Source organism: Microbulbifer mixtoriginis (SeqCode), from assembly GCF_052466765.1.
On the sequence record NZ_CP174289.1, the window covers coordinates 1,962,281 to 1,986,259 of the forward strand.

At 55.1% G+C, this 23,979-nt stretch carries 23 protein-coding genes; 13 read left to right on the forward strand and 10 right to left on the reverse strand.

Annotated elements, in window-relative coordinates:
* Positions 1–356 precede the first annotated feature (356 nt).
* Complete coding sequence (locus tag ACJJIV_RS08725) at positions 357–1,355, forward strand: adenosine kinase (RefSeq protein ID WP_252084382.1); 999 nt, start codon at positions 357–359, stop codon at positions 1,353–1,355.
* A 53-nt stretch (positions 1,356–1,408) separates the two neighbouring features.
* On the opposite strand, the gene ACJJIV_RS08730 is transcribed toward ACJJIV_RS08725, so the two are convergent.
* The 4 genes from ACJJIV_RS08730 to ACJJIV_RS08745 form a co-directional block, all read right to left on the reverse strand.
* Positions 1,409–3,163: an EAL domain-containing protein gene (locus tag ACJJIV_RS08730; protein WP_252084381.1), complete on the reverse strand. Its 1,755-nt coding sequence runs from the start codon at positions 3,161–3,163 to the stop codon at positions 1,409–1,411.
* 178 nt (positions 3,164–3,341) lie between these two features.
* On the reverse strand, positions 3,342–3,911 hold the full coding sequence (locus tag ACJJIV_RS08735; protein ID WP_252084380.1) for a YajG family lipoprotein: 570 nt from the start codon (positions 3,909–3,911) through the stop codon (positions 3,342–3,344).
* Between the two features lie 30 nt (positions 3,912–3,941).
* Positions 3,942–4,424 (reverse strand): copper chaperone PCu(A)C, encoded by a 483-nt coding sequence (locus tag ACJJIV_RS08740; protein WP_252084379.1) that lies wholly within the window; start codon positions 4,422–4,424, stop codon positions 3,942–3,944.
* Complete coding sequence (locus tag ACJJIV_RS08745) at positions 4,421–5,146, reverse strand: N-acetylglucosaminyltransferase (protein WP_252084378.1); 726 nt, start codon at positions 5,144–5,146, stop codon at positions 4,421–4,423. The genes ACJJIV_RS08740 and ACJJIV_RS08745 overlap by 4 nt, the downstream gene beginning before the upstream one ends.
* Before the next feature lie 120 nt (positions 5,147–5,266).
* Here ACJJIV_RS08745 and ACJJIV_RS08750 point away from each other — a divergent pair, with 120 nt between their 5' ends.
* The 11 genes from ACJJIV_RS08750 to coq7 all read left to right on the forward strand — a co-directional run bounded on the left by ACJJIV_RS08750 (position 5,267) and on the right by coq7 (position 17,459).
* Positions 5,267–7,072 (forward strand): protein-disulfide reductase DsbD family protein, encoded by a 1,806-nt coding sequence (locus ACJJIV_RS08750; protein WP_444891435.1) that lies wholly within the window; start codon positions 5,267–5,269, stop codon positions 7,070–7,072.
* A gap of 259 nt (positions 7,073–7,331) precedes the next feature.
* On the forward strand, positions 7,332–7,787 hold the full coding sequence (aroQ, locus tag ACJJIV_RS08755; RefSeq protein ID WP_252084376.1) for a type II 3-dehydroquinate dehydratase: 456 nt from the start codon (positions 7,332–7,334) through the stop codon (positions 7,785–7,787).
* A 24-nt stretch (positions 7,788–7,811) separates the two neighbouring features.
* Positions 7,812–8,282, forward strand: coding sequence for an acetyl-CoA carboxylase biotin carboxyl carrier protein (gene accB / locus ACJJIV_RS08760; RefSeq protein ID WP_252084375.1), 471 nt, complete (start codon positions 7,812–7,814; stop codon positions 8,280–8,282).
* Positions 8,283–8,297: 15 nt separating this feature from the next.
* Positions 8,298–9,638 carry an acetyl-CoA carboxylase biotin carboxylase subunit gene (gene accC, locus ACJJIV_RS08765; RefSeq protein WP_252084374.1) on the forward strand — a complete coding sequence of 447 codons (1,341 nt, stop codon included), beginning with the start codon at positions 8,298–8,300 and terminating at the stop codon, positions 9,636–9,638.
* A gap of 135 nt (positions 9,639–9,773) precedes the next feature.
* Positions 9,774–10,655: a 50S ribosomal protein L11 methyltransferase gene (prmA, locus tag ACJJIV_RS08770; protein WP_444891436.1), complete on the forward strand. Its 882-nt coding sequence runs from the start codon at positions 9,774–9,776 to the stop codon at positions 10,653–10,655.
* Positions 10,656–10,730: 75 nt separating this feature from the next.
* Positions 10,731–12,035 carry a DUF3426 domain-containing protein gene (locus tag ACJJIV_RS08775; protein ID WP_444891437.1) on the forward strand — a complete coding sequence of 435 codons (1,305 nt, stop codon included), beginning with the start codon at positions 10,731–10,733 and terminating at the stop codon, positions 12,033–12,035.
* Positions 12,036–12,283: 248 nt separating this feature from the next.
* On the forward strand, positions 12,284–13,222 hold the full coding sequence (dusB, locus tag ACJJIV_RS08780; protein WP_252085953.1) for a tRNA dihydrouridine synthase DusB: 939 nt from the start codon (positions 12,284–12,286) through the stop codon (positions 13,220–13,222).
* Complete coding sequence (gene fis, locus ACJJIV_RS08785) at positions 13,219–13,527, forward strand: DNA-binding transcriptional regulator Fis (protein ID WP_152451046.1); 309 nt, start codon at positions 13,219–13,221, stop codon at positions 13,525–13,527. Before dusB ends, fis begins: the two co-directional genes overlap by 4 nt.
* A gap of 148 nt (positions 13,528–13,675) precedes the next feature.
* Positions 13,676–15,247 carry a bifunctional phosphoribosylaminoimidazolecarboxamide formyltransferase/IMP cyclohydrolase gene (gene purH / locus ACJJIV_RS08790; protein ID WP_444891438.1) on the forward strand — a complete coding sequence of 524 codons (1,572 nt, stop codon included), beginning with the start codon at positions 13,676–13,678 and terminating at the stop codon, positions 15,245–15,247.
* 213 nt (positions 15,248–15,460) lie between these two features.
* Positions 15,461–16,759 carry a phosphoribosylamine--glycine ligase gene (gene purD / locus ACJJIV_RS08795; RefSeq protein WP_444891439.1) on the forward strand — a complete coding sequence of 433 codons (1,299 nt, stop codon included), beginning with the start codon at positions 15,461–15,463 and terminating at the stop codon, positions 16,757–16,759.
* A gap of 55 nt (positions 16,760–16,814) precedes the next feature.
* Complete coding sequence (gene coq7 / locus ACJJIV_RS08800; RefSeq protein ID WP_444883649.1) at positions 16,815–17,459, forward strand: 2-polyprenyl-3-methyl-6-methoxy-1,4-benzoquinone monooxygenase; 645 nt, start codon at positions 16,815–16,817, stop codon at positions 17,457–17,459.
* 85 nt (positions 17,460–17,544) lie between these two features.
* Here coq7 and ACJJIV_RS08805 read toward each other — a convergent pair whose 3' ends face one another.
* The gene (locus ACJJIV_RS08805) at positions 17,545–17,952 is read right to left on the reverse strand and encodes an OsmC family protein (RefSeq protein WP_252084368.1); all 408 of its coding nucleotides are present in this window, start codon (positions 17,950–17,952) and stop codon (positions 17,545–17,547) included.
* 302 nt (positions 17,953–18,254) lie between these two features.
* Here ACJJIV_RS08805 and crp point away from each other — a divergent pair, with 302 nt between their 5' ends.
* Positions 18,255–18,905 carry a cAMP-activated global transcriptional regulator CRP gene (gene crp, locus ACJJIV_RS08810; RefSeq protein ID WP_051089460.1) on the forward strand — a complete coding sequence of 217 codons (651 nt, stop codon included), beginning with the start codon at positions 18,255–18,257 and terminating at the stop codon, positions 18,903–18,905.
* Between the two features lie 111 nt (positions 18,906–19,016).
* Here crp and trpC read toward each other — a convergent pair whose 3' ends face one another.
* The 5 genes from trpC to trpE all read right to left on the reverse strand — a co-directional run bounded on the left by trpC (position 19,017) and on the right by trpE (position 23,872).
* Positions 19,017–19,814 carry an indole-3-glycerol phosphate synthase TrpC gene (gene trpC / locus ACJJIV_RS08815; RefSeq protein ID WP_252085952.1) on the reverse strand — a complete coding sequence of 266 codons (798 nt, stop codon included), beginning with the start codon at positions 19,812–19,814 and terminating at the stop codon, positions 19,017–19,019.
* Complete coding sequence (gene trpD, locus ACJJIV_RS08820) at positions 19,808–20,857, reverse strand: anthranilate phosphoribosyltransferase (protein WP_444891440.1); 1,050 nt, start codon at positions 20,855–20,857, stop codon at positions 19,808–19,810. Before trpD ends, trpC begins: the two co-directional genes overlap by 7 nt.
* A 72-nt stretch (positions 20,858–20,929) precedes the next feature.
* Positions 20,930–21,508 (reverse strand): anthranilate synthase component II, encoded by a 579-nt coding sequence (locus ACJJIV_RS08825; protein ID WP_444887925.1) that lies wholly within the window; start codon positions 21,506–21,508, stop codon positions 20,930–20,932.
* Positions 21,508–22,368 (reverse strand): ion transporter, encoded by an 861-nt coding sequence (locus ACJJIV_RS08830; protein WP_444891441.1) that lies wholly within the window; start codon positions 22,366–22,368, stop codon positions 21,508–21,510. Before ACJJIV_RS08830 ends, ACJJIV_RS08825 begins: the two co-directional genes overlap by 1 nt.
* Positions 22,355–23,872 carry an anthranilate synthase component I gene (trpE, locus tag ACJJIV_RS08835; protein ID WP_444891442.1) on the reverse strand — a complete coding sequence of 506 codons (1,518 nt, stop codon included), beginning with the start codon at positions 23,870–23,872 and terminating at the stop codon, positions 22,355–22,357. Before trpE ends, ACJJIV_RS08830 begins: the two co-directional genes overlap by 14 nt.
* Between the last annotated feature and the right edge of the window lie 107 nt (positions 23,873–23,979).

The following is a 23,979-nucleotide window of genomic DNA, read 5'->3' on the forward strand; positions in this document are numbered from 1 at the left end:
TGCCATCTCGGTACATCTCTAGACAGTGGGGATCTTCAGGAGTCTCATCACTATCACAGGCAGGACACCAGTAGGTGGCAGCTCCGCTGGTATCTTGCCGTAGACGCCTGAACCGGCGCCTTGGGGAACATCCGTGAACCGCCAGAATCCGGGCTGAGTATCCCGGAAGTCATACCACAAGCACACAAAGTACCTGTTCGAGGATTGACCGCAATTGCCTCCTATAAGTTCATATTGAGGCTTATGACGCCTTTATAAACGCTGACCGCTTTAAGTCAAACCAACCACCTTGCACTTGCCATAATCACAGCCATAATGCGGCGGAAATCTATACAAATCGCCCGAAAAGGATGGATATGCAGCAATATGATCTCTACGGCATCGGCGCCGCCCTCTTGGACACGGAAATTGAGGTATCCGACAAGGATCTTGCGGAGCTCGGTGTTGAAAAGGGGATTATGACCCTAGTCGACGATGCCCGCCAGAAACAGCTGGTAGACGACCTTCGAGACCACATGATCACCGCCAAACGCGCCTGTGGTGGTTCTGGTGCCAATACAGTAATCGCCGCCAGCTATTTTGGCCTGAACACTTTCTATTCCTGCAAAGTTGCCGCCGACGATAACGGAGATTTCTATCGCAGCAACCTCAGCGCCGCTGGCGTTGACTATCCAACCACTTTGCAGCAAGCAGATGGCGGCACTACCGGTAAGTGCCTGGTAATGATTACCCCTGATGCCGAGCGCAGTATGAATACATACCTGGGTATCAGCGAGCAACTCTCAGTAGCCGAACTAGATAGCGAAGCCCTGAAAGCCTCCAAGTGGGCCTATATCGAAGGTTATCTGGTCTCCTCCGAAACTGGGCGCCGCGCCGCTATCACTCTGCGTGAACAGGCCCAGCAAGCAGGTGTGAAAACCGCGCTGAGCCTTTCAGACCCGGCAATGGTGCAATTCTTTGGCGAGGGCTTGCGAGAAATGATTGGCGGCGGCGTAGATATGCTGTTCTGCAATCGCGATGAGGCCCTGGGCTTCACCGGCACCGACTCACTGGATGCCGCGGCAGAAGCAATGAGCGATTACTGCCGCAGCTTTGCCATCACTCTGGGCGCCGATGGTGCGCTACTGTGGGATGGCACCAAGCAATACCGAGTTGCCAGTCCGCAGGTGCGCGCAATAGACACCAACGGTGCCGGCGATATGTTCGCAGGCGCATTTCTGTATGCACTCAACCGGGAGATGGGCTTTGCCGAGGCCGGCGAACTCGCCTGCCGCGCCGCCGCCCAGGTGGTCAGCCAATACGGTCCACGACTACAAGCAGAGCAACATCCAGAATTATTGGCAGCGGTTATCTGAAGTCAGCGGTAGAGATTGGGAGCGGCCTTTACCGGCCGCTCAGCTATAAACCCTTAGGGCTCACCAATATCGGGCAATCCCGAAGCGGCAGCAATACCGAAGCCCTGGGCGTAATCCACCCCCATACGACAGAGTTTATCCATCAGTTCGGGGCTCTCGACATACTCGGCGATAGTGCTGATCCCCATACGCTTTGCCAGGTGATCAATGGTACTGACCATCGCGCTGTCGATCTCATCCTCAAGCATATTGCGTACAAAGCTCCCGTCGATTTTGAGGAAGTCCACCGGTAACTGGCGCAGGTAAGCCAGCGAAGAAACTCCGCGGCCAAAGTCGTCCAGGGCAAAACTACAACCCGCAGCGCGCAGCTTGTGGATAAAAATCAGAGCCCTTTCAAGGTTGTTGATGGCACTGGTCTCGGTAATCTCAAACTGTACCCTTGAAGGCGTTACCCCCTCCTCACTCATTGATGCGAGTACAAAGTCTGCAAACGTATCATCGCCCAGGCTGATACCGGAAATATTGATGGCATAGCTGGCCGTAGCAATACCGATCAGTTGCTCCTGGGCCATATAACGGAACACGCGCTGAATAACCCAACGATCTACCTCCTCAATTAGGCCATAGCGCTCCGCCGCGGGTAGGAACAAGCCCGGCGAGATCACCCCTCCATCCCGCCCGCGCATGCGTACCAGAATTTCATAGTGATGAATCTGGCGCTCCCCTTTCAGGGAGACCACCGGCTGCCGATAGAGGATCAAGCGATCCTCTCGCAGGGCAGCGTGAATTTCTGCAACCCAGGTGGACTCACGACGCTTTTCCAACGCCTTACGCGAATCTCCAAACAACTTTATCCGGTTGCGCCCCTGATCCCTGGCTGAGCAGCAGGCATCATTGGCGGTTGCCAACAGTTGGCTGGCACTGGGGGTGAATCGGTCCACACCCACCACCCCAATTGATATCGCTACACGGCTATCATTACCCTGCCAGTGGAAGCTGAATTCCTGAACAGATTCGCGCAGACGCGCAACCACCCGCCCGCCCTCTTCGAGCGTACAATCCCGTAGCAAAATAGCGAACTCATCACTGCCCACACGCGCGAACAAATCGGCCCCAGATAAACCCTTCTGTAGCAATGCAACCAGTTGCACCAACAACTGGTCACCGGCGACAAAGCCCAGCGTGTCGTTGATTACTTTGAATTGATAGACATCCAAGTAAAGGAGTACATGATGCTGACGCTTATCGACGCACTGCGATAGGAGCTTTTGCAACTCGCTCTCGAAATACTGTCGATTGGGTAAGCGGGTTAACGCATCGTGGCTGGTCTGCCAGCTTAGGCGAGTAGACACTCGTCGGGCAGCAGAGGTATCCCGTAAAACCAACACATAATTTTTTAATGTGCCGGCATCCCACAAAGCCATCACCTGCACAGAGACTTCCAGCGGTGGACGGTTTTCCCCGAGTCGCCAAATAAAGGCGCGGACCTCCCGCACGCTGGGTACTTCGTGAGAAGGGGAATCTGGTATCAGCGCAGGCAATAGGGTGCCCTGACTATCGCGAAGCCGCAGGCCCTCATTGACAGGCTGACCAGGCAGGAGTCCAACCAGGTCACCACTCATCTCACTGACCAACGGATTGGCATATTGCACAATACCGCGGGGATCGGTGACGATCACTCCATCGGCAATCTCCCCCAGCGCCGCCTCAGCGGCCTGTAGGCTGATCTGCTCACAGGGTTTGAGTTGAGCCTCCAGCTCCCCCAACAAACCGAGGTATTCGGCGGATTGAGTGTCAAATAAGGCCACAGCCACACTCCCAGTGGAAATAGAAATATCCCTGGAAAAGGGTGGCTGGCGCAGCCCTTGTAGGCATCTCACCGCAAGAAATGGCTAAAAATAGCCTTATCATCGCCCAAAATCGCCGATTGTATTCAATTATCCAGCCTCCAGCCGGCTCACTTCAGTAGATCCCTAAATTGCACATTCAAAGATTTGCGCGCAAGAATTTTTTCAGTTTCTCATCTTCGAATACCCGCTGCATAGTCGCACTCAGCAGGCCATTTACCCGGCTTTCCACCTCTTCGCGGCTGGGCTTAATCAGATTGCGGTCTTTGCCAGAGGAACTGTAAGTTCCAAAATAGGTGGCATGGCCCACTTTAACCTCCAAGTGAATCTCAGCAGAGGTATCAACCTGGGTGGTGTAAACCTGACTGGGGCTGTTATACGTCAGCTTCACCAACTTCGCCGTCACCTGCACCTCAGGTGCCGAGTCGGTGATACGGAATGACCAATTGGCAAAACCCTGGCTCAACCCTGCGGCGATAGCACTACCTGCATCGTTGGCAATACTCACCTGAGATGTGTCTGCATAGACCCCGCCAAGAGAACCGAGCCCCCCACCGGATAGTTCATTAACACCGCGAACATTGAGGCTATAGCCCGAACCAATGGATTCGGGAGCCACCTGAACCTGCGGATACAATTGGATTTGCAATGGGCTGTGAGCACACCCAGCCACGACCAGAGCCCCCACCAATAACAATAACTTCTTCATTTTTCTTACCTTTACTTCAACAGGATTTTTTTATCCAGCACCGCCATGATGATGGTGGTGCTCTTTTTCAAGTCCGTCTCGCCCCATGATCGGAACCACGACCTCCAAACTGCTTCCGTCGTCAAAAAGCAGACGTAGTGGCAGTGTATCTCCAGCCTGAAGGCGCACCCCGTGAATCATCAAGTGGATACCACCTGGCATCATCTGTAGTTTCTCTCCAGCAGCAATCGACAGTTTCTCCAGTGGACGCATACGGTTGACGCCCCGCTCACGCTCAGTGGTATGCAAATTGACAGCCCCGTCCTCCCCTCCGGGCAACTCCACCGCCGTCAACTGCAGCGGTTGTTTGCCGGTGTTGTGCAGGGAGAGGTACGCCGCGCTCATAGGTGCTCCCGGCGGAGTCTCTCTGGCATAGCCCTCAATCATAAGGGACTGGGTGAGGGCCAAAGCCCCCAAGGTGTACAAAAGGCTGCTGGAAAGCAGAATCCACACAAATACATTTGGCTTTTTCACTGGACCCCTCCACTGGGTTTAATAAGAAGTAAACGCGCGGGGCTGCCAATCTTTATATCCCCCCGCACCCGATAACCGGGCACCGCTTCACGCAGCTGCTGGTAAACCCAGCGACCTTCCGCGTCATTGCCGGTGACAATTATGACGCGTAGTTGTTCTCTGCGAATACGCTGGGCCACTTGGCGCAGCTGTGTGACCAAATTTTCCGATCTCGCCCGCAGCCCAGCCGCAGGCAGGCCAATAGCCTCTCCCTGTGGTAGATCCAGCTGTGCGCGGCCGCGCTCATGGACTAGCTGTGTACGCACCTCAGCCACCAAAGGATTCCCCGGAGCCAGCATTTCTGCGCGCTGTAGTAGGCCGCCCACTTCGGTAAAAGCACGCCTGCGCAGCGCTTCCCGGGCACGCTCAACGTAGGTGACCACAATTGTTTGAATTCCGGTCTGAGCCTTACGATTTCCAGGGTCCAACTTCTGCACGTTTAGGTAGTAGTCATAGGCACTGGCGCCGGCAGGCTTGGTAAGATGGCCTTTGCGTAACGCCTGTTCAGCACGCTTTAAGAAGTAAGCCACATTGTTACGCCGCACCTTATTAACGGATGGTTTGGCTTTCTGCGGAGGTGGACTGGGCGCCGGGGGAGGCGGTTGTTGCGAAGCACAGGCACCAAGTAACGCCGCCATCAAGAGGCAGATAGCAAAGCTGTGAAGGCGTTCAAGTGACGGCAAAGCAATTCTCCGCTGTTGTTTTTTTGTACCACTAGCATCGCTATACTGCTGACGCGACTGAACCCCCGTCCGGCGCAGCAGTCAGAACCATGCGCCCGACTATAATGAATTTTTTCATCTATGGCTGTGATGACCAAAAGTTTCAGAAATAATTTCCTCGCACTGCTGGCAATATTGCTATGCCTATCCACAACCAACGCTTTTGCGCAGGCGGAAAGTAACCCTTTTGCGTCTTCTATCGGCCAGCAGCAAAATACCTTCCTGCCAGTGGACGAAGCCTACCGGCAGGACCTGCTGCTGAGTGGCAACCAGCTCAGTGCGCTGTTTGAAATAGCTCCAGAATACTATCTCTATCGCGACAAACTTGCCCTTTACCTTGTAGAAAACGGACAAAAGACCGCAGTTCCACTGAATCTCCCCAGCGGTGAAGTTATCTGGGATGAGTATTTCGAGAAGGAAACCGAGGTCTATCGCGGCCAGCTGGAATTCCCCATTCCCCTCAACGACAGCGCCAATAACTTACAATTAGAACTGCACTATCAGGGCTGCGCCGATGCGGGGCTCTGCTACCCGCCAGAGGTACGCCACTATCGCGTGGATATTGGCTCGGGAAGCATCCAGCCTATTGAGGGAGGCCCGCAAAATTCTTCTCCCCAAAGTACAGGTGGCAGCTCCTCACCTCAGGGGAGTAACGCTAGCGCCATCACGCTCCCCTTTGCACTGCTTTTCGCCTTTGCCGGCGGCCTGCTACTCAATCTAATGCCCTGTGTTTTTCCAGTGCTTTCAATTAAGCTGCTGGCAGTTAGCCAGACAGCACAGAATGCTAATCAACGTCACCATCACGGCTGGGCCTACTCCACCGGCGTTGTACTCAGCTTTGTCGCCATTGCCGCCACCATGCTGGCATTGCGCGCCGGCGGTGAGGCGATAGGTTGGGGGTTCCAGCTACAGTCTCCCTGGTTGGTCGCCGCATTGGCCTATCTGTTCTTTATCATGGGACTCAGCTTGTCCGGTGTCACAGAGATCGGCAGCAGCCTGATGGGCGTTGGTAACAATTTAAGTAACAGTCAGGGTTTGCGCGGCTCCTTTACCTCCGGCGCCCTGGCCACACTCGTGGCCAGCCCGTGCACCGCGCCCCTGATGGGCTCGGCGCTGGGCTTTGCAGTCACACAATCTCCAGCCGTGGCGCTCAGTGTTTTTGCCGCCCTTGGCGCCGGTATGGCCACCCCCTTCCTGCTGCTCACCTATATTCCCGCTCTAGTGGACAAGCTGCCACGCCCCGGCCCCTGGATGGACCGCTTGAAGCAACTACTGGCCTTCCCCATGTACTTGACCGCAGTGTGGCTGCTGTGGGTATTGGGACGTCAGACTGGTGGCGATGGTATCGCTCTGGTTCTCAGCGGCGCTGTGGCAATCGCCTTTGCGCTATGGCTTTGGCCCAGCCCTCAGTGGCACTGGCTGCGGGGCTCGCTGGCGGTTGTGGCCCTGAGCTTTGCGCTAATGCTACTGCCACGCCTCAGTACTGCCCCCCAAGCACTTCAACAGACCAGTGACTACTGGCAGCCCTACTCCGCCGAACGGCTCGAGACAGCGCGAAGGGAGGGGCGCCCAGTGCTAACCAATATGACCGCAGCCTGGTGTATTACTTGCTTGGCCAATGAGAAAGTGGTGCTGTCGAGTGATGCTGTGAGCGACGCCATTGAGAGACTAGGGGTAGTAGCTCTTAAAGGGGACTGGACCAATCAGGACCCACATATCAGCGAGCTCCTGGCGAAATACGGCCGTACCAGCGTGCCGCTTTACTTGCTTTACCCCGCCAGTGGTGGCGAGGCCAAAATCCTGCCGCAAATCCTCTCCCGCGAGGAGCTATTGATGGAGCTGGAAGCCGCTGCCGGGAGCGAACTCAGTAGATCCTCTGCCCCTTAAAGGAAACTGCCGCCTTTGTAGCCAATCCCAAGGGTAAAAAGGCCACATTGCGGATATTTTGCGCTAATTTTTAGGCAAATATCGCCGAACTGCCGCTAACTTCGATAAACTGCCCAGCAGGCATGGACAGGGAGTCACTTTTGCGGCACACTCGCCTAAAGCACTCGGGCAAATAGGCCAAAAATTCGAGTTTGCCCGCAAGATAGCCAACTTTAGACCATTTTTTTGGGTTTTTCGGCAACTTTCCCCAGGGCATACTATGGCTAAAATTCTTCTCCTGCACGGCCCCAACCTCAACCTGCTCGGCAGTCGCGAGCCGCATATCTACGGCGCCGCCACCCTTGCGGAAATCAATCAGGCCGCCGAGCGCCAATGTGATGCTGCAGGCCACCAGCTGGAAACCCTCCAGAGCAATAGCGAGTCTGCCTTGGTGGAACGCATCCACTTAGCCGCCAATACCAGCGTGGATTTCATCGTAATCAATCCCGCCGCCTACACACACACCAGCGTGGCTTTACGAGATGCTTTAGCGGGCGTTGCCATACCGTTTATCGAGTTACACCTTTCCAATCCTCATGCCCGCGAGGCATTTAGGCACCATTCCTATCTATCCGATTTAGCCCGTGGTGTGGTGTATGGCTTCGGGCCACACAGCTACACCCTGGCACTTCAGGCGGCCATACACCAACTGGGTATGGCGTCTCAAAATCAATGAATCAAACCTGCGAGTGAAAGAACTATGGATATCCGCAAAATTAAAAAACTAATTGAGCTGCTCGAAGAATCGGATATCGGCGAGCTGGAAATTAAAGAGGGCGAGGAATCGGTGCGTATCAGCCGCGGGGTCAGCGGTGCAAATCAACCGGTTGCTCCAATTTACACGGCTCCAATGGCACCGGCACCGGCTCCTGTTGCACCTGCCCAAGCTGCACCAGCCCCGGCGGCGGTAGAAAAAGAATCCAAACCAACGATCAGCGGCCATGCGGTGAAATCCCCGATGGTGGGCACTTTTTACGCAGCTCCCAGCCCCGGCGCCGAGCCCTTCGTCAAAGTTGGTCAGCAGGTTAAGGTCGGCGACGTAGTGTGCATCGTTGAAGCCATGAAAATGATGAACCAGATCGAAGCCGACAAGGCCGGTACCATCGATTCCGTTCTGCTCGAAGATGGCCAGCCGGTAGAGTTCGATCAGCCGCTCGTGACCATCGTCTGAGTGGGGTAAGTCACTATGTTCGACAAAATCCTGATCGCCAACCGCGGTGAAATCGCCCTGCGGATTTTGCGCGCCTGCAAAGAAATGGGCATCGCCACAGTTGCGGTTCACTCTTTGGTGGACCGCAATCTCAAGCATGTACGCCTGGCCGATGAATCTGTCTGTATTGGTCCCAACCCCTCGCCGCAGAGCTACCTGAATATTCCTGCCCTGATTTCCGCTATGGAGATCACCGATGCAGTAGCCGTGCACCCAGGCTACGGCTTCCTCGCAGAAAACGCGGACTTCGCCGAGCAAGTACAAAAAAGCGGCTTCACTTTTATCGGCCCAGACCCGGATGTCATTCGCCTGATGGGTGACAAGGTATCCGCCATCGCCGCCATGAAAAAGGCAGGCGTCCCCACCGTACCCGGCTCCGATGGTCCCCTACCCGAAAATAGCGAGCGCTGCCTAGAAATAGGCGAAAAAGTCGGCTATCCAGTCATTATCAAGGCCGCCGCCGGTGGCGGTGGTCGCGGTATGCGTGTCGTGGAGCGCGCCGAAGACCTGATCAACGCTATCGCTGTTACCAAGTCTGAGGCTCAAGCTGCCTTCGGTGATGGCACCGTATACCTCGAGAAATTTCTGCAGAACCCACGCCACGTCGAAGTCCAGGTAATGTCCGACGGACAGGGTAATGCCATTCACCTAGGGGATCGCGACTGCTCCCTCCAGCGCCGTCACCAAAAGGTACTAGAAGAAGCTCCAGCTCCCGGAATCCCCGATGCCGTGCGTGAACAGGTACACCAATCCTGCGTGCAAGCTTGTATCGATATCGGCTACCGCGGCGCCGGCACTTTCGAGTTCCTCTACGAGAATGAACGCTTCTACTTTATCGAGATGAACACACGTATTCAGGTTGAGCACCCTGTTACTGAAATGGTGACTGGCGTAGACCTGATCAAGGAACAGATTCGTGTCTGTGCTGGAGAGAAGCTCTCTCTCAAGCAAGAGGATATTGTCGTTCGCGGGCACGCCTTTGAGTGCCGTATCAATGCGGAAGATCCCCAGACTTTCTTCCCCAGTCCCGGCAAGGTCAACAACTTTCATATGCCCGGCGGCCTGGGTGTGCGGGTCGATTCGCACCTCTACTCGGGTTATACGGTTCCCCCCAACTACGACTCGATGATCGCCAAGTTGATCACCTACGCCGAGGACCGCGAAACCGCACTGGCACGCATGCGCGTAGCCCTATCTGAGCTGGTTATTGATGGCATCAAGACCAATATCCCCCTGCAGGAGGATCTGGTACGCGATGAGGCCTTTGCCAAGGGTGGCGTCAATATTCACTACCTTGAGAAGAAGTTGGGACTCTAACCCTCGCCAGCCAGAGCAAAGTTGGAGAGAATTGCGGCCACAATACGATGATGCCGAACGCCAGGGATGGCGGCGGACATCGCAAAAGTAGGGTGGCCACTCCACCCAATAGCAGTTACTCACCACGGAATCCCTATGCCCTGGCTACAACTCCGCGTCGACACCGATCGTGCCCAAGCGGACAAAATTGAAAATGCACTGCTTTTTGCCGGTGCCGTATCCGTTACCCTGCAAGACAACGCAGACCAACCCATTCTCGAACCCGGACTCGGCGAAGTACCCCTATGGGATCAAACACGGGTTACCGGTCTATTCGATGCCGAGGTCGACACTGCTGTCACTGAGGCCAAAGCAGCTTCCTACCTTTGCGAACTCCTACCCAATGCCCGCTGGGACCAACTTGAGGATAAAGACTGGGAACGCGAGTGGATGTCTCACTATAAACCCATTCAGTGCGGCGACAACTTGTGGATCTGCCCCAGCTGGTGCGAGCCGCCTCAACCGGAGGCGGTCAACCTGCTACTGGACCCTGGACTCGCCTTCGGCACCGGCACCCACCCCACGACCTACCTGTGCTTGCGTTGGCTGGCACAAGAGCCCTTGCAGGATAAGAGCGCCATCGACTTTGGCTGTGGTTCCGGCATCCTTGGCATCGGCGCCTTGCTACTCGGAGCCAAATGCGCCATGGGGACCGATATCGATCCACAGGCTCTGATTGCCAGTCGCGACAACGCGGTGCGCAACGGCATAGACCCGCAGCGCTTCCCAGTCTATTTGCCAGAACAGATGCCTCAGGAAGCCGCCGATCTCATGCTAGCCAATATCCTTGCCGGCCCATTGGTAGAGCTCTCCAATCAGCTGATTGCGCTGACCAAAATCGGCGGGCGTATCTGCCTGTCCGGTATCCTCGCCTCCCAGGCCGAACAAGTAAAAACTGCCTACTCAGACCAGATCGATTTCGATGAGGATGCGGAGCACGAGGGTTGGGTACGCCTGAGTGGTACCCGTATTCGCTAAATACGCTAGCCAGTACTACGCGGGGACCGGGCAGACTGATAAACTTGAGCGCAAAATAAACTGCGCCATAGTCGAATGTCTCAACTGGTAACCCGCTGCCCCCATTGCAGCACCTCATTTCACGTTAATGACCAGCAGCTGCGTGCTGCCCGTGGCGCTGTGCGCTGTGGTTCCTGCCTGCAAGTTTTCCGTGCAGATGAGAACATTGTCTTTAATGACAATGGCCCCGACACACGCAGTGATTTGGAAACTCTTCTGGAAGACGATGACTTCCTGATTCATGACGATATCGAGCTGGAAGACGACGATCCGGCGGATGCGGATAAGGCAGCCTCCAACAGCGCCAATGCAAAGCAGCCTCCCATCGATTTTGAAGCCGGGGAACCCGCAGAAGACACCCAGCCCGAAGCACCACCAGCGAATTCCGAGAGCCTCATTGGTGACGCATTTGGCGATAACGAGTGGCAGGAGCTACAAGAAGAAAACCACCACGAGGAAGCCCAGGAGGAAGACCTAGAGTCGGTACTCAAACCGGATTGGGACGATTTACCCGACTTCGATAACAGTACTACAGGCAATAGGGTTGACACCGATTATGACAATCGGGACACCACCCATAAAAACGATAGCCTCAATGACCTGGATCCCTGGGAACAGCCCCTGGAGGCGCAAACAACTGCCACAGAGCCCAGCGATCTAAAATCAACATCCGAGACGCCCCCTAGCTCCGAAGAGATATTCCCTACATCCCAGCCTGAGGCAAGTGGTCAACGCAGGGAGCCTTACTTTGCCACAGAAGCTGAGGACACTCCTGAGCCGCAGGCCGAGCCCGCTCGTGAACAGCTGATCTCCGCCATTCAACCTGCCCCGCTGGAAATGAGCTGGGGTGCGACACCATCGAAGAAAGCGGTGAGTCCCTGGCTGTGGCGACTTCTCCTGCCAGCTTTGGTCATTTTACTGCTGCTTCAAGTGGGCTACTTTCAGTTCGACCGTCTCAGCAAGCAGCAACCATGGCGCAAAATTTACGCTGTGGCCTGCCCACTATTCGGCTGTACTCTCCCCCCATTACGCGATGCCAGAGCGATCCAGGCCTCCAACCTGATGGTGCGCAGCCATCCCCAGTTGGAGGGCGCCCTGATTGTGGACGCTGTGCTTCTAAATACAGCGCCCTACCCCCAGGCGTTTCCCAATTTGCTGTTAAATTTCAGCGATCTGAAAAATAAAGCGGTAGCGAGTCGCCGCTTTAGTCCCCAAGAGTATTTACAAGGGGAGTTGGCTGGGCGCAAGCTAATGCCCCAGGGCAGCCCTATTCACATTGCCATTGAGGTAGTCGATCCAGGGGCCGAGGCGGTGAACTACGAGATGAAAATCGCTCCTTGAGGAAGGTTTGAGCGCCAAGACATTGGTCACTCTGTCGTGCAAAGCCACTAAAATTGACCACTCTGCAAGCTAAACGCACAGGGATCGATCAATTTGCCCGCTTTTTCGCTTTGCCAACGCCGGGGCAGTCGTTATCATAGGCGGCCTTTTTGCCTGGGCCCAGAACGCCCTTCCAAAGCCCAAACGGAGCTACCGTGTCTATTGCTATAGGCCCCTACATTATCGACAACCCGGTAATCTTGGCGCCAATGGCCGGAGTTACTGATCGCCCCTTCCGTCAACTGTGTCGCCAACTCGGCGCCGGGCTGGTGGTATCGGAGATGGTGACCTCAGACACGCGTCTGTGGAATAGCCGCAAGTCACGACTGCGTCTGGACCACGGTGGTGAGGCAGCTCCCATATCGGTACAAATTGCCGGTGGTGATCCCGAGATGATGGCTCAGGCCGCTCGGGAGAACGTGCGTCGCGGCGCGCAAATCATTGATATAAATATGGGCTGCCCGGCAAAAAAAGTGTGTAAGAAAGCGGCGGGCTCCGCCCTGCTGCGGGATGAAAAGCTGGTTGCGGATATATTGCAGGCCGTGGTCCAGTCTGTCTCCGTCCCGGTGACGCTTAAGATCCGCACCGGCTGGTGTACGGATTCCCGTAATGGCGTCACCGTTGCTCAAATGGCCGAGGATGCTGGTATCGCTGCTTTGGCGGTTCACGGTCGCACTCGTGCCTGCGGCTACCACGGACAGGCTGAATTCGATACCATTGCCGATATTGTATCCAGGGTAGCAATCCCAGTTTTTGCCAACGGCGACATAACCAGTGCCGATAGAGCCCGCGAGGTGCTCAATTACACTGGTGCTGCGGCGGTCATGATTGGCCGTGCCGCACAGGGACGACCTTGGATTTTTCGGGAGATAGCCCACTACCTCGCCACCGGCGAGCGGCTGCCCGAACCAACATTGGACGAAGTAAGAAAAATACTGCTCACCCACTTGGGTGAACTGCACCGATTCTACGGTGAGGTGATGGGGGTCCGTATCGCCCGCAAACACGTGGGCTGGTACTTGAAGACACTCGCGGACAGCGAGTCCTTCCGCAAGACCTTTTTCCAAATAGAGAGCGCAGAAGTACAACATGCCAGCGTTCACGAGTGGTTTGAACGCCGAATAACGAGAGGGGCACAAGCGGCATGAATAATGAAGTATTGATTCCGGATACTGGCAGCGAAGAAGTATCCTCCAGGGGGCAGACGCAGCTGGCACAGCCGCAACAACAGTCCCTGCGCGATGCCGTTGAGCACGCGATGGAGAACTATTTCCGCCACCTGGATGGCCAGATGGTTACCGATGTCTATGACATGGTGCTGTCGGAGATCGAAGCGCCCATGCTCGAAGTGGTGATGAAATATACTCGCCACAACCAGACCCGCGCCGCGCAATTACTGGGTCTCAACCGTGGTACTCTGCGCAAGAAGCTGAAGCGCTACGGCCTGTTGTAAGCTTCCCACCAAGAGAAATTCTGAAGGGGGATGAGGTAACTCATCCCCCTTCGCTATTTTCCCGGCAGCAATTTTATTCGTTGCCGCAGAGAACAACCCGCATAAACCCTTTAAACATCTTTTCCGAAAACCAGTTGGATCTAGTGCAATGACAGACAAGGTTTCCATCAGCCGCGCTTTAATTAGTGTCTCTGACAAGAGTGGCATCGTAGAGTTCGCCCAACAGCTCTCCGCAATGGGCGTAGAAATCCTCTCCACCGGCGGCACCCACCGCCAGCTCAAAGAAGCCGGAATTCCAGTCGTAGAAGTTTCCGACTATACCGGCTTCCCCGAGATGATGGACGGTCGCGTCAAGACCCTGCATCCGAAGGTACACGGCGGTATTTTGGGGCGCCGAGGCACCGATGACGCCATCATGGGCGAGCACGGTATCACCCCCATCGATATGGTTGTGGTCAACCTCTACCCTTTCGCTCAAACCGTAGCCAAGCCTGACTGTTCCCTTGAGGACGCTATCGAGAATATCGATATCGGTGGCCCCACCATGGTTCGCGCAGCGGCCAAGAACCACAAAGATGTCACTATCGTGGTCAGTGCCAGCGATTACGGCAGCATCATCGAGGAAATGAAAGCTAACGACGGTGCCCTGAGCCACGCCAGCCGCTTTGACCTGGCGGTAAAAGCCTTCGAGCACACGGCGGGCTATGACGGCGCTATCGCCAACTACCTGGGTGCCATTAAAGGCGAGGAAAAGCAGCTGTTCCCGCGCACCTACAACAGCCAATTTATCAAGAAACTGGATCTGCGCTACGGTGAGAACCCGCACCAGAAATCCGCTTTCTACACCGAAGCCAACCCAGCTGAGGCCAGCATTTCCACTGCCACCCAGCTGCAGGGTAAAGAGCTGTCCTACAACAATATCGCCGATACCGATGCCGCGTTGGAGTGTGTTAAGTCCTTCGAGCAACCCGCTTGCGTAATCGTTAAACACGCCAACCCCTGTGGTGTGGCAATCGCTGAAGATATTCACAAGGCCTACGACCTGGCTTTCGCTACCGACAGCGAATCCGCCTTTGGCGGTATCATCGCCTTCAACCGCGAACTAGATGGCGCCACTGCCCGCGCGATCGTCGAGCGACAGTTTGTTGAAGTCATCATCGCACCCTCAGTCTCTGAAGAGGCAAAACAGGCCGTTGCCGAGAAGAAGAATCTGCGCTTGCTGGTATGCGGCCAGTGGAGCAACGAGCGCACCCCGGCACTGGATTACAAGCGCGTTAATGGCGGCCTGCTGGTTCAGGACCGCGACGACGGCCTGATCACCGCTGCCGACCTGAAAGTAGTCTCCAAACGCCAGCCCACTGAAGAAGAAATCCGCGATCTGTTGTTTACCTGGAAAGTGGCCAAGTTTGTAAAATCCAATGCCATCGTATACGGCAAAGACGGTCGCACTGTCGGTGTAGGCGCAGGCCAAATGAGCCGCGTAAACTCCGCGCGTATCGCCGCGATCAAGGCCGAGCATGCCGGCCTCGCCGTTGCAGGATCCATGATGGCCTCCGACGCTTTCTTCCCCTTCCGCGATGGTATTGATAACGCCGCCGCTGTCGGTATCCAGGCGGTTATCCAGCCCGGTGGCTCCATGCGCGATGAGGAAGTGATCGCGGCAGCGGACGAGCACAATATGGCCATGGTCTTTACTGGCATGCGCCACTTCCGCCACTAAACCGGCACTCTTCACGAAGCCCTCTCTCGCTTCAAGGAGATTCGTGACAGTGACGCAGAGGATGCGTCACTGTTATCGAGTAGTTCCCAGCGCCCACTATCAAAGAGGCGCCTATTGTAGGCGTGTAACACCACCTGCAACGATTCCGCGCTAAACTAGCGCACCTGATACCTGTCCAATGGACCCAAGTGGTCAACTTAGGGGGATTTAAGAATGAATGTATTAATCATCGGCTTAGGTGGCCGCGAGCACGCCCTAGCGTGGAAAGCCGCGCAAAACCCCAAAGTGGGTACTGTGTTTGTAGCACCAGGCAATGCCGGCACCGCCCGCGAAGGCAAAGTGCAGAATCTGGCCATCGGTGTCGACAACTTCCCTGCTTTGGCGGACTTCGCCGAGGAAAACGGCGTGGAACTCACTATCGTCGGCCCCGAAGCGCCACTAGTTGACGGCATTGTAGATTTCTTTAACGGGCGTGGCCTCGCCATCTTTGGCCCCAGCAAAGGCGCTGCACAGCTGGAAGGCTCCAAGGCCTTCACCAAGGATTTCCTTGAGCGCCACAAAATCCCCACCGCCGCTTATCGCAATTTCACCGAAGTTGAACCAGCCATCGAATATATTCGTGAGCGCGGAGCACCCATCGTAGTCAAAGCCGATGGCCTCGCCGCTGGTAAAGGCGTCATCGTCGCCGAGACCGAGCAACAGGCCGAGCTGGCTGTGCGCGATATGCTCTCCGGCAACGCCTTTGGCGACGCTGGCTGCCGAGTAGTGATCGAGGAATTCCTGCAGGGTGAAGAAGCGAGCTTTATCGTTATGGTAGATGGGGAGAATATCCTGCCCATGGCCACCAGCCAGGACCACAAACGCGTCGGTGACGGCGATACTGGCCCCAATACCGGCGGCATGGGTGCCTACTCCCCGGCACCGGTAGTGACCGACAGTGTTTATCAGCGCATTATGCAAGAAGTGATTGAACCCACAGTAACAGGCCTCGCCGCTGAGGGTACGCCATATACCGGGTTTCTCTACGCTGGCCTGATGATCGATCCGCAGGGTGCTCCCAGAGTGATCGAGTACAACTGCCGCTTCGGCGACCCCGAAACCCAGCCTATTATGATGCGTCTGAAATCCGACCTGGTAGACCTGTGCCTGGCCGCACTGGATAAAAAACTCGATAGCGTGACGGCTGAATGGGACCCGCGCCCATCACTTGGGGTGGTACTGGCCGCACACGGCTATCCCGGAAGTTACCGCAAAGGCGATGCTATTAGTGGGCTTGAGAAAGCTGACAGCGATAATGCCAAAGTCTTCCACGCTGGTACTGCCCTGGACGGCGAACGTGTGGTCACAAATGGCGGCCGCGTACTCTGCGCCACCGCATTGGGCGACACTGTCGCCGAAGCTCAGGCCAATGCCTATGAAGCTGCCCGCGCCATCTATTGGGAAGGTGTCTTTTACCGGAAAGATATCGGTTATCGCGCGGTCGAAAGAGAACAGACTAGTAGCGATAAGTAGTTTTACCCAGCATGGCGGTAGGGCTGACTACCGCCATACAGAGGAAGTCATAAACATGAGTGAACGCAATTTAAGTGGCCTCGATCACCTGCTGATTCAGGCTGACCGCGCCCTGCGCACTCTGAGTCCCGGCGAGCCCTGTCACGGGCGCCCATCTCCGGCCAAAGGCGAAGCGGAGGCCGAGCTCAGCGATACCGAGCGCAAGCACGCCGCCGGTCTGATGCGGGTCAACCACAGCGGCGAAGTCTGTGCTCAAGCCCTCTACCAAGGCCAGGCACTCACAGCAAAACTGCCCGAGGTACGCGGTGAAATGGAGCGCGCTGCGGATGAGGAGATCGACCACCTGGCTTGGTGTGAGCAGCGCCTCAAAGAACTGGACAGCCGCCCAAGCCTGCTCAATCCACTCTGGTATGGATTGTCATTTGGACTGGGCGCCGCCGCCGGCAAAATCAGCGATCGCATCAGCCTGGGATTTGTCGCAGCGACAGAAGAAAGGGTCTGCGAACACCTGGAGAGTCATCTGCAGAAGCTTCCAGCCCAGGACAAACGCAGTCGCGCCGTAGTGGAGCAAATGTTGGTCGATGAGAGTGAACACGCTCATGCCGCGCTAGCCGCCGGAGGCAAACGTTTCCCAGCACCGGTGAAAGGCGCTATGTCTCTGGTAGCCAAGGTGATGACCTCAGCCAGTTACAAAATTTAAAATATTAATAACCGGTTCGTAAAAATTGGCTGGCCCGCTAAAAGCAACCGCTTTTGAGCAGGCCTTTTCTTTATCTGAGTATTGCTTAGACTTCTTCTACTCGATAGCGATGCACAATCTCCACTCCCGCATTGCGCAACATAATTGAAGCAGAGCAATATTTCTCTGCAGATAGCTCCACAGCGCGGGCTACATGGGATTCTTTTATTCCCCGGCCTCGCACAACAAATTCCATTTCAATTCGCTCAAAAGGTGATGGGGTGGTATCCGGGCGAACGCCATTCAATTCGCAATGACAGGAAATAATATCCTGGCGCGCCTTCTGTAAAATGGAAACCACATCATAGGCTGCACAGCCACCAACTCCGAGGAGAATCATCTCCATCGGGCGCACACCGTTATTAGTGCGCCCCCCTTCCATCACTACCGAATTACCACTGCCGGCTTCGCCGACGAAGGTCAAATCATTAACCCAGGTTACCTTGCCCTGCATTGCCATTCTCCCGCTGAAATTCAAGCCGCGAAGCTTAGCACAGAGTACAAGATTATCCTGACAGGCAGAGTATTTCCGGTATAGTGTCCGTAACACCTCCGCGCGAAATGTTCACTACTGAAGTTTCTCCCCTTCGCCAGTGAACGCAATAGCCCGCTTGCAGTCCAATCGCACCCGCGCCAGAGTGTCACAGGTCACACTGCGGAACTTTGCCGCGACCAACCTCTGTTGGGGACTGTTTTTTCGCGCGATAATTCAATAGTGCTCAGCTGCTAAAGCCGGGATAGAGCACGAGACAAAAAATGAGGAATAAATCCGTGACGGTTGCTATCGAAGACCCCATGACTATCGGCAATATTGAAGACTTTCTGGCCCACTGCCACCGGCGACGCTATCCGGCCAAGAGCACGATTATCTATGCCGGCGACCGCTGTGAGTCCCTCTATTTCATTATGCGCGGTTCAGTCACCGTCTTAATCGAAGATGACGAGGGCCGCGAAATGATCGTAGCCTATCTAAACGACGGGGACTTTTTCGGTGAAATGGGGCTATTTGATCAGGACACCCGCAGCGCCTGGGTGCGCACCAAAACCGAGTGTGAGGTTGCGGAAATCTCCTACACCAAATTCCAGGAACTGACTCGTCAGCACCCAGAATTCCTGTTCGCTCTAGCCACACAAATGGCCGGGCGCCTACGCAATACCACTCGAAAAGTTGGCGATCTAGCCTTCCTTGATGTTACCGGTCGTGTGGCTCGCACCCTTTTGGACCTGTGTAATGAGCCCGATGCGATGACCCATCCAGAAGGCATGCAAATCAAGATCACTCGCCAGGAAATTGGCCGTATTGTCGGATGTTCCCGTGAGATGGTTGGGCGCGTGCTGAAAACCCTGGAAGAGCAGGGCTTGGTATCGGTCAAAGGTAAAACTATGGTGGTTTACGGCACCCGTTAAATACCTGTCCCAGAGTCAAATACCACAGACACAAAAAAGGGCGATGTAATCAATCGCCCTTTTTTGTGTCTGTGATTTTATCTAGCTAACTTTCTAAAAACCCCACTAGCATCAGTTAAACATCTCCATCAATTTTCGTCCCGGCTCTTCCTCGCGCATAAAAGCCTCGCCAACCAAAAATGCATCGACACTGTGCCCGCGCATGGCCGCGACATCATCCGTCGTGTGGATACCGCTTTCTGTTACAACAATGCGGTCCTTGGGAATCAGATTGAGCAGTTTAAAAGTGTTCTCCAGCTGTACCTCAAAGGTGTGCAGATTACGATTGTTAATTCCAATTAGACGGTTGGGGAGAGCCAACGCCCTCTCCAGCTCTGCGCGATTGTGCACTTCCACCAGCACATCCAATCCCAATTCCAGGGCCAAACCATTGAGTTCCTGCATTTGCTGATCTTCCAGGCAGGCGGCAATGAGCAGGATGCAATCAGCTCCAATAGCGCGCGCCTCAAACACCTGGTAAGGGTCCACGGTAAAGTCCTTACGCAAAACCGGTAAACGAACCGCGTTGCGCGCCTGCTGCAAATAACTGTCATCGCCCTGGAAAAAATCCCTATCGGTGAGTACCGACAAGCATGCCGCGCCACCTCTCTCATAACTGGTCGCAATTTCTGCGGGAAGAAAGTCCTCGCGAATCACCCCCTTGCTGGGGGAAGCCTTTTTGATTTCCGCAATCACTGCGGCCTCACCCTCGGCGATTTTGTATTCCAATGCCGCGACAAATCCCCTCGCCGGTGGTTGGTCCTCCGCGCTCAGACGTATCTCTTCCAGACTGCATTGAGATTTGCGCTCCGCCACTTCCTGCCACTTGCGCTCGATAATAGTTTTTAAAATGGTCGGTGTGCTCACGATTTCACTTCCTCGGGGCGAAAGGCGCTGGTAAAGGCAGCCAGGTCATTGATTTTTTCTGCGGCCAAACCGCTATCGATGGCGTCCTGCGCCATGGCGACACCCTGCTCTGCCGTGCTCGCAGTGCCGCTGACATAAATGGCCAGGCCGGCATTCAGGGCGATAATATCTGCAGCTTTTTTCCCTGCCTCAGTTTCACGTTTACCCAATGCGTCGCGAATCAAGGATAGAGACTCTGCGGCACCCGCAACAATCAAGCCATCCAGGCTTTGGCGGGGCAGACCAAAGGCTTCGGGGCAGAGAGTAAACTCACTAATAACACCATCTTTCAATTCCACCGCAAAAGTATCTGCGGCGATACTGGCTTCGTCGAGGCCGTCATCGCTGTGCAGGACCAGCACGTGCTCAGAACCAAGTCGTTGCAGGACTTCAGCCAACAAACGACAGTAGCGTTTCTCATAAACACCAATAACCTTGCGCTTAACTCCGGCGGGGTTGGTCATGGGGCCGAGCAGATTAAAAATAGTGCGCAGCCCCAGTGCTTTGCGCGCTGGGCCTACATGACGAACGGCGCTATGGAAACTGGGCGCAAACATAAAGCCGATACCGAGCGTTTCCACACAGCGGGCCATTTGCTCCGCGCTTAAATCCAGATAAACCCCGGCGCGTTCGAGCAAATCGGCGGAGCCACTACTAGAAGACACCGAGCGGTTGCCGTGTTTGGCCACCCTGGCCCCAGCTGCAGCTGCAACAAAACTACTGGCACTGGATACATTAAATAGATTTGCGCCATCTCCGCCGGTGCCGACGATGTCTACGGTATTCTCAAGGTCGAGTTCAACCTTAGTGGCCAGTGCGCGCATGGTTTCCACCGCACCGACGATCTCGTCGACAGTTTCACCGCGAATGCGCAACGCGATCAGCAAGGCCCCTATCTGCGCTTCCAGGGCTTCACCGCGCATGATTTGGCCCACAGTCTCACGCATCTCCTCACGGCTCAAATGCTCTCCATCCACCAGCTTGGCGATAGCATTTTGTATATTCATTGTGCCCCCTTGTCCCGCTCAGTATTGATTGGTGCGAAGCGTAATTAACTGCCCCGCGTTTTGCCCTTCGCATCAGGACTCGAGAAAATTCTTCAACATATCGTGGCCATGCATGGTGAGAATGGACTCTGGATGAAACTGCACGCCCTCTATCGGTAATTCTCGGTGGCGCAGCCCCATAATTTCATCAATCTCGCCGTCAGGCGTCTCCGTCCAGGCGGTAATTTCCAGGCATTCAGGCAAGCTGCCCTTTTCCACCACCAGGGAGTGATAACGGGTGGCCTCGAAAGGATTGGATAGGCCGTGAAACACTCCCAGGTTGTTGTGCACTATAGGCGATGTTTTACCGTGCATAACCTGGCCGGCACGTACGACGCGACCACCAAAAACCTGGCCGATACTCTGGTGACCAAGGCAAATACCCAAAATAGGGATACGCCCGGCGAAATGGCGGATCGTCTCCAGGGAAATGCCTGCCTCATTGGGTGTGCAGGGCCCTGGTGAAATCACAATTTTCGCCGGGGCCAACTGCTCTATGTCCTCAAGGGTAATTTCGTCATTGCGCTTGACCACAACCTCTGCGCCCAGCTCCTCAAGGTACTGCACCACATTCCAGGTAAAGGAATCGTAGTTATCGATCATCAAAATCATTACTTGGCCCCCATAGCCTGTGCAGTATCGGTAGTTGCTTCCATACGCTTTTGCAGTCGTGCGAGCGCCGCCTGGGTTGAGCGCAATTCGCGCAGAATTTCGGTTTGACTGGGTGGCAGACACATTTCATCCATTCGACGCAACTTGGCTTCCTCCAGGTTATTGAGCACCACGCCAATAAACAGGTTAATCATGACAAAGGCGCCCATGACCACGAAGCTGACAAAGTAGAGCCAGGCCCAGGGCATTGCATCCATGGCGGTATACATAATGTCGGTCCAATCCTCGAAGGTCACAATACGGAACAGACTCAACAGAGCTATCGGCAGGTTGCGCCAATGGGTTGGGTCTATCTCATGGAAGAGAAAGTAGCCCGCCACACCATAGATATAAAAGATAATTCCCATCAAGATTGCGATGTGCATCATGCTCGGCAAGCTGCGCAACAGTGTATCCACCAGAGTACGCAGTTCAGGGAAAGCAGAAACCAGGCGCAACACCCGCAGGATCCGTACCAGGCGCGCGAGTGTTGCCAGGGGCCCTGTGGCGGGAATCAAGCTTAAGGCGATGATGGTGAAATCGAAGCAGTTCCAGCCGCTGGCAAAATAACGCCAGGGGCGCGATCCGTGCGAAGTTATTTTTATCGCTGCCTCTAAAATAAAAGCAGTCAGTACCAATTGGTTAACAACCCCCAATGCAGTACCAAAACGCTCCATCACCCATATTGAAGTCTCTAGCCCCACCGCCAGTGCATTAACCAGGATCATGCCAATGATCATCTGATTAAACAGGGGAGCTTCGACTATCTGTTGACAACGGGCGGCAAGAGATACTTTTTGAGAAATACTAGCTTCGCTCATTTTGTTCGATCTTTACTTCTACTTCTTTACAACTACTCGCCAGAGCCATGCCCGCTGCACGGAACAACGCCCTAGCCTTATTCATGGTCTCATCCCACTCGGATTGGGGGTCTGAATCGGCCACCAGGCCGGCACCGGCCTGGATAAATAACTGTCCGTCCTTAATGACTGCGGTGCGAATTGCGATGGCTGTATCCATATTGCCATTCCAAGCCAAGTAACCCACCGCACCACCATAGATACCACGCTTCTCTGGTTCGAGTTCATCGATAATTTCCATAGCGCGGATCTTCGGCGCCCCGGATAAAGTACCGGCTGGAAGCGCCGCGCGTAAGGCGTCCATACCGGTGAGTCCCTCCCGCAACTGACCGGTGACATTGGAGGTGATATGCATCACATGGGAGTAGCGTTCCACCACCATCTGCTCAGTGACCCGCACGCTGCCAGTCGCCGCTACACGGCCCACATCATTGCGCCCCAGATCGATCAACATCAGGTGCTCAGCACACTCTTTTGGGTCTGCCAATAGCTCCTGCTCCAGGGCTTTATCCTCCTCCTCGGAAGTACCGCGACGACGGGTGCCTGCTAGCGGACGCACAGTCATCTCACCCTCTTCCAGGCGTACCAGAATCTCTGGACTAGAGCCCACAACCTGGTGATCCCCCAGGTCGAGGAAATACATATAGGGCGAGGGGTTCAGGCTGCGCAGGGCGCGATAAAAATTCAGTGGCGGAGCATCGAAAGGAGCCGACAAGCGCTGAGATGGCACCACCTGCATAACATCACCGGCGAGGACATATTCCTTTACCCTATCAACGGCCTTCTTGAAATTTTTCTCCCCAAAGTGGGAGTGAAAAGCACCCTCCTCGATTCCCTTGCCATCCAGGTCCAGAGGCACTGTATCCGGTAAAGGCCGGGCCAACCTTTCCACCAGTTGATCCAGACGCTGTTGGGCCCGCTCATAGGCATCGGCCTGGGAAGGGTCCGCATGCACAATAAAGATAACCGCACCGGCAAGGTTGTCGAACACCACCAGCTCATCACTGACCATCAACAAGATATCCGGATTACCCAGGCTATCCTGCGGCATACTGTGCGCTAAGCGCGGTTCAATATAGCGCACACAGTCATAGCCAAAATACCCAACCAAGCCACCATTAAAACGCGGCAAATTGGCAAGTTCCGGTACCCGATAGCGCTGTTGGAACTGCTCGACAAATGCCAGCGGGTCGCGCTCGTTATAGCTCTCTATCACCGCCCCGTCACACTCCACCGTAACCTCGTTGCCACGCACCCGAAGCAGGGTTCTGGCGGGCAATCCAATAATGGAGTAGCGCCCCCATTTCTCCCCGCCCTGTACCGACTCCAGTAGGTAACTGTAGCGGCCTTCGGCAAGCTTCAGATAAGTGGACAGGGGGGTTTCAATATCCGCCAGCACACGGCGTACTAGCGGTATACGGTTATAGCCCGCAGATACAAGTTGGGCGTATTCACTAGGGGTCATAGAGACTCCGATCTATTGGGTATTTTTCTTGTTGGCGCCAAAGTATAGGCGGCGCCCACGGGAGAGGTGGCCGAACGGTATTGTTGACCAGTTGGCCTCAGCGGATC